General features: G+C 35.9%; 7 protein-coding genes. All 7 read left to right on the forward strand.

What is annotated here, in order from left to right:
• Positions 1 to 648, forward strand: a 648-nt coding sequence (locus tag T499_RS14790; RefSeq protein ID WP_052173263.1) for a hypothetical protein, incomplete at its 5' end; no start/stop codon positions are given.
• A gap of 159 nt (positions 649 to 807) precedes the next feature.
• On the forward strand, positions 808 to 2,445 hold the full coding sequence (locus T499_RS0101155) for a tetratricopeptide repeat protein (protein ID WP_033149453.1): 1,638 nt from the start codon (positions 808 to 810) through the stop codon (positions 2,443 to 2,445).
• Between the two features lie 185 nt (positions 2,446 to 2,630).
• Positions 2,631 to 2,993, forward strand: coding sequence for a hypothetical protein (locus tag T499_RS0101160; RefSeq protein ID WP_157054463.1), 363 nt, complete (start codon positions 2,631 to 2,633; stop codon positions 2,991 to 2,993).
• Between the two features lie 25 nt (positions 2,994 to 3,018).
• Positions 3,019 to 3,372, forward strand: a complete 354-nt coding sequence (locus T499_RS0101165) for a hypothetical protein (protein ID WP_157054464.1) — start codon at positions 3,019 to 3,021, stop codon at positions 3,370 to 3,372.
• 5 nt (positions 3,373 to 3,377) lie between these two features.
• Positions 3,378 to 4,007, forward strand: a complete 630-nt coding sequence (locus T499_RS0101170; RefSeq protein ID WP_033149456.1) for a hypothetical protein — start codon at positions 3,378 to 3,380, stop codon at positions 4,005 to 4,007.
• Positions 4,008 to 4,146: 139 nt separating this feature from the next.
• The gene (locus tag T499_RS0101175; RefSeq protein WP_232221033.1) at positions 4,147 to 4,593 is read left to right on the forward strand and encodes an RNA methyltransferase; all 447 of its coding nucleotides are present in this window, start codon (positions 4,147 to 4,149) and stop codon (positions 4,591 to 4,593) included.
• 73 nt (positions 4,594 to 4,666) lie between these two features.
• On the forward strand, positions 4,667 to 5,097 hold a 431-nt coding region (locus T499_RS0101180; protein WP_033149459.1), incomplete at its 3' end, for an RNA polymerase sigma factor.

Genomic DNA, 5,097 nt, shown 5'->3' on the forward strand with positions numbered 1-5,097 from the left:
ACCTGGAACTTCGACTTCGTCAAGAAGCACACTCGTGGCACGGGCTATCCCTTGGAGTCGCGCAATGTGTCCTCTCGTTTCGCCTTAGGACTCTGCTATGGTGCTGGTGCCGACTATAAAGGTCCGCAGTCTGTAGGCAGCTCATGGGAGATCATGTGGACTATCTCTGAGGTGGAGAAGTTTGGCTATGGCCAGCATCATGGCTACTCGATAGGTTTTGGTATCGATTGGCGCAATTTCCGTATCGATGGTCGCAGTAAGTTCGTAAAGCTCGACGATGGTACTATCACGGAAGAAGCCCTGCCTGCAGGATTTAATAACGACTTCTCAAGAATCAAGGTGTTCAGTCTCATCATCCCTGTGATGTGGAAGTATCGCACCAAGCAGCTCACCTTTGGTCTGGGTCCTGTCATCAATATCAACACCTATGCCAGCATCAAGAACCGCTATTGGGATGCCGATGGAGAGAAGCATAAGCAAGTATTCAAGAAAATACACCAACGCCCCATCACGGTGGATATCATGGCCGAACTAAGCCTGCGCAACTGGTTCAGCATCTATGGCAAGTTCTCACCCATGACCATCCTCAACTCTACCTATGCCAAGGATGTCAATTTCCAGCCTGTATCGTTTGGCGTATATTTCTGAAAAATACAAAATTACAAAAAAATCCCATAGATTGCAAAAATATCTGTGGGATTTTTTATATTAGAACTCATCAATAAAATGTATTTTTAATGAATATATATTTTGATATATCGGAAATAATCTCTACCTTTGCAGGCGTTTTTTGCAATCAAAGAATTAATGAGGAAAATTATATATATTGTACTGATAGGTATTTTTTTTATTAACTGTGGGGGACGTGAATATGATGAAATGCAAATACGCTTGCAACAATTGAATGCATATAATAAGGCTGACTCCGTTTTCAATACTACAAAGGAAGCTAAGGCAGTAGTAGATTACTTTGAGGATCATGGTACTCCTAACGAGCAGATGCTGGCCTACTATTTGTTGGGGCGAGCCTACTACGATATTCATGAGGCTCCTATGGCTCTTAACAGTTTCCAGACAGCTATAGAGAAAGCCGACACCACAGCTGAAGATTGCGACTTCCGCCAACTAAGTCGGGTATATGGGCAGATGAGCGATATTTTCTATTATCAAGGTCTATATGAACAGGAAATAGAATTTGAAGATATTTCTGCATATTATGGTTGGAAAGGTAAGGATACATTGAATGCTTTGCTAAGTATGGCAGGACAAACTTTAGCATATTTACAATTAAATAAAATAGATTCAGCAATCGTAGTATGTGAAAATGTAGTAAATCTGTTTGATAAGTTTGGTTATAAAAAAGAAGCTGCTAGTTATTGTTCCACAATATTAATAGAACTTATTGATAGGGGAGAAATATCTAAAGCAAAATCTTATATGAACAGATACGAAAAAGAATCTGGCTTTTTTGATCAAAATTATAATATTGAAAAAGGAAGAGAGAGCTACTATTACACTAAAGGATATTATTATTTTGCAATTAATGATTATGATTCTGCAGAATACTATTATCGTAAAGAATTAAATGAAGGCAAGGACTTTAATAATCAAAATGGTGCTTCAAGAGGTCTGGCAATTTTGTTCCAAAAGACTCATCAGCCTGATTCTGCTGCAAAATATGCTCTTTATAGTTATGAAATGAACGATTCTGTTTATGCTCAAAGAACTACAAGTAAGGTTGAGCAGATGCAGGGAATGTATGACTATTCAAGAAATGAGAAGATTGCTCGACAGGAAAAAGAAAGGGCAGACAAAGAAGAAAAGATGGTAAATACCATACTAAGCATAATGGTTGTATCTATATTGGTTATATTCTATATAGCAAGGATTATTTATGAAAAGCGTAAAGCAGAAAAGCAAGCATACATCCAAAAGATCTCTGACTTAGCAAAAGACCAGATTGAAATCACAAAGCTACGATCTATAGCAGAACATACTGAAGAACTTAGCCAACTTATCACGGAAAAAGAATCTCAAATTGCGATTATGGCTAATGATATAGAATCATATAAAGAAAGGTTAGGTTCCCAAAAGAAATCTGCTGAATCAGTGTTAGAAGAATCTGATGTATATATAGATTTGCAAAAGAAAGCTATAAAAGCTATCGTATTGGATGACGACGATTGGTATCAAATTAATATGATAGCGATTGAGGTATTGCCCAATTTCTATAAATTCATTTCTTCCAAGAAACTTGATTTGAACGATAAAGAGTTTAAAACTTGCATTCTGATGCGCATGCATTTTAGACCCAAAGACATTGCCAATATGCTTGGGGTATCTCAGGCATATATCACGAAAATACGTAATAATATGATGCCAAAACTCTTTGGAATAGAAGGAAATTCTAAGGAATTGGATAATAGAATCATGCAGTTTATGTAATCTCAAATTATTAATTAAAAACTGTTTGGAGCTCGTAATCGTCTGATTATGAGTAAGTTTGCTTCGAGGTTAATTCTTGGTTAATTATTAAAACCGCTTTTTCTAATCTATTTGATTTTATTGTTATACCTTTGCATCCGCTTTTGAATATATTTTAAATATTAATGTATAATATTTTATTTAACATGAAGAAAATTATTGTTATTGTATTATTATTATTATTATCAGTTAGAAGCAACTTTGTGTATGCAGAGAGTATTCTTGTTGATATAGCAGTGGAGATTTTTGATAAAACGCCTCAATTACCAGGTAAAGGTAAAGCTCCTATTCGTATACCTCGAATATATCAAGATGGGTATAAACTTACCTTATCAAGTTCTCATCCCGAGTACATTATTAATATAGTACAAGATGATGAGGTAGTATATTCATCTGTTATCCCTGCTGGTGTTACAGAGTTTGAACTGCCATCATATCTTAGTGGTGAATGTACCATCCAATTCATAAAAGGCAGATTCTGTTTCTGGGGAAATATATCATTGCAATGACTTTAGTTAATAATTAATGTTTAGTATGAAAAGTATTATTTTATCTAATGGATATTGGGTGTTATGGATATATATTTTAGTTTTTTTACCCTTTCAAGTATTTGATTTTTACAAACAAGAAATAAAAACAATAAGTGGTTATATTTATAATTTTATTACTTTGCTTATTGGGGCATTATCATTATATTTATTAGTAGCTAAACAAACAGATATTTTGCTTGTTCCAAATAGTTTGAACTTATTTTTGGTACTCATTTTAATTGTGGTCTATATTCAAGCAATTTATCAAGTTATTATAAGACATAAGATAAGAGATATACTCTTTTTATCTACATTAAGTATGGCAATATTGATGTTATTATTATTTATAAAATTTTAAAAAGTATGAAAAGATTATTTATTTTTGCTGCCACGGCATTGTTTGCTGTGAATTTTATTTCATGTTCAAATGAAGCGGTAGAGAAAGTAGATGACTCTAAATTAAGTATCAAAAGAGTTAAAGCCATTGAAAATTATAACGATGTTTTCAATTCTAATTTAAACTATTTGGTTAAAACAAGATCTATAACAGATTGTGCTTCTCAAGACAATTATGATAGTATTTCGGTTGTTATGGGAAAAGAAATAGTCGAAAAGTTATCATTTGCATCTAATACTTTAATTGCAGAATTTGGAATAACAGATAATGATTTTATTGAAGTTATTAAAGAAGTTACTGAAGAACAGAATTTAATAGATGTTCCTTCTTTGGAGGAAGCAAAATGCATAACAGCTCTATCTATTCTTGATATATATCTACATGATAAAGATAATATTCTTAATACAAAAACAAGAGCAAATGAGTTAGATTATATACTTTGTCTTGGTGGAGGATTTGGTGTGAAAGATATGGTAAATGCAGGAGGTAGAGCTATAGCGAAAAAAATTCTTACAAGAGCTGCTGTTAGAATGATGCCAGGATTTGGTTGGGCTTATGGAGCAATGAGTGCAGCGTATTGTATTGCTAATTTGTAATTTGTTCATTTAAATCCGAATCATAGAGGGGTCGGTTCTCCCAATCACTTTTCCCTTGAAATCTGATCATCAGAACCGACCCCCGATCCCCGCAGTTGAGGAGTTCAAAGAAGCAAAGAAGACACCACTGGTTGTGGTGATGGATGATGTGCGCTCGATGCATAATGTGGGAAGTGTATTCCGTACTGGCGATGCGTTCCGTATCGAAGCGGTCTATCTGTGTGGTATCACCAGTACACCTCCAAGTGCAGAGATCCATAAGACGGCTCTTGGGGCTGAGGATAGTGTAACATGGAAATACTTCGATACGGCACTTGAGGCAGTTGAGACATTAAAGGCTGAAGGCTATGAAGTTTATTCTGTTGAACAAGCTCATGGTTCAACCATGCTTCAGAACTTTACACCTATTAATAATAAGAAGTATGCTGTGGTGTTAGGCAACGAGGTAAAAGGTGTTCATCAGGAAGTCATCGATGCTTCGGATGGTTGTTTAGAAATACCTCAGTTTGGTACCAAACACTCCATGAATGTATCAGTAACAGGTGGCATCATCATCTGGCATTTTGCTAAAAATCTTATTCTCTAAAAAAAGTGTTCCTTTGATGTCACAAATCTGATTATTGTTCGTATATAGGATAAAAGCAATAAGCAAAAGGAGAATGACAACAGAGGCGTTTCAACAACAAGCAGAAGGGCTTAGGCTTCAACTAATCAGTGTGGCTCAGAAATATCTGGGCACTACTGATGAGGCTGAGGACATCGTACAGGATACGATGGTGAAGCTCTGGCTGATGCGCGAACAACTGAAATCGCCTATTTCAGCTTTTGCCTGTATGGTTACTCGCAACCTATGTATCGATTGTCTGCGCAGAAAGCATCCCACAGTAGATATCACTCAATTATCTTACGAAGATGATCTGAGCGATGATGGCGAGCAGATAGAACAGATGCTACGCGTTATCGACACACTTCCTTCTACACAGCGAACCATTCTGCGTATGCATCATCTACAAGGTATGAAAACCAAGGAGATTGCTATCGTGCTTGGCTCAACCGAGGTGGCTGTGCGTAAAACGCTGAGTAGAGCCAG

Origin of the sequence: Prevotella sp. RM4 (genome assembly GCF_000701965.1) — a bacterium.
Taxonomy (GTDB): domain Bacteria; phylum Bacteroidota; class Bacteroidia; order Bacteroidales; family Bacteroidaceae; genus Prevotella; species Prevotella ruminicola.

Excerpts from the sequence above, each read along its gene's own strand:
- T499_RS0101155 (WP_033149453.1), top strand. The coding sequence starts at position 808 with ATGAGGAAAATTATATATATTGTACTGATAGGTATTTTTTTTATTAAC.
- T499_RS0101160 (WP_157054463.1), top strand. The coding sequence starts at position 2,631 with ATGAAGAAAATTATTGTTATTGTATTATTATTATTATTATCAGTTAGA.
- T499_RS0101165 (WP_157054464.1), top strand. The coding sequence starts at position 3,019 with ATGAAAAGTATTATTTTATCTAATGGATATTGGGTGTTATGGATATAT.
- T499_RS0101170 (WP_033149456.1), top strand. The coding sequence starts at position 3,378 with ATGAAAAGATTATTTATTTTTGCTGCCACGGCATTGTTTGCTGTGAAT.
- T499_RS0101175 (WP_232221033.1), top strand. The coding sequence starts at position 4,147 with ATGGATGATGTGCGCTCGATGCATAATGTGGGAAGTGTATTCCGTACT.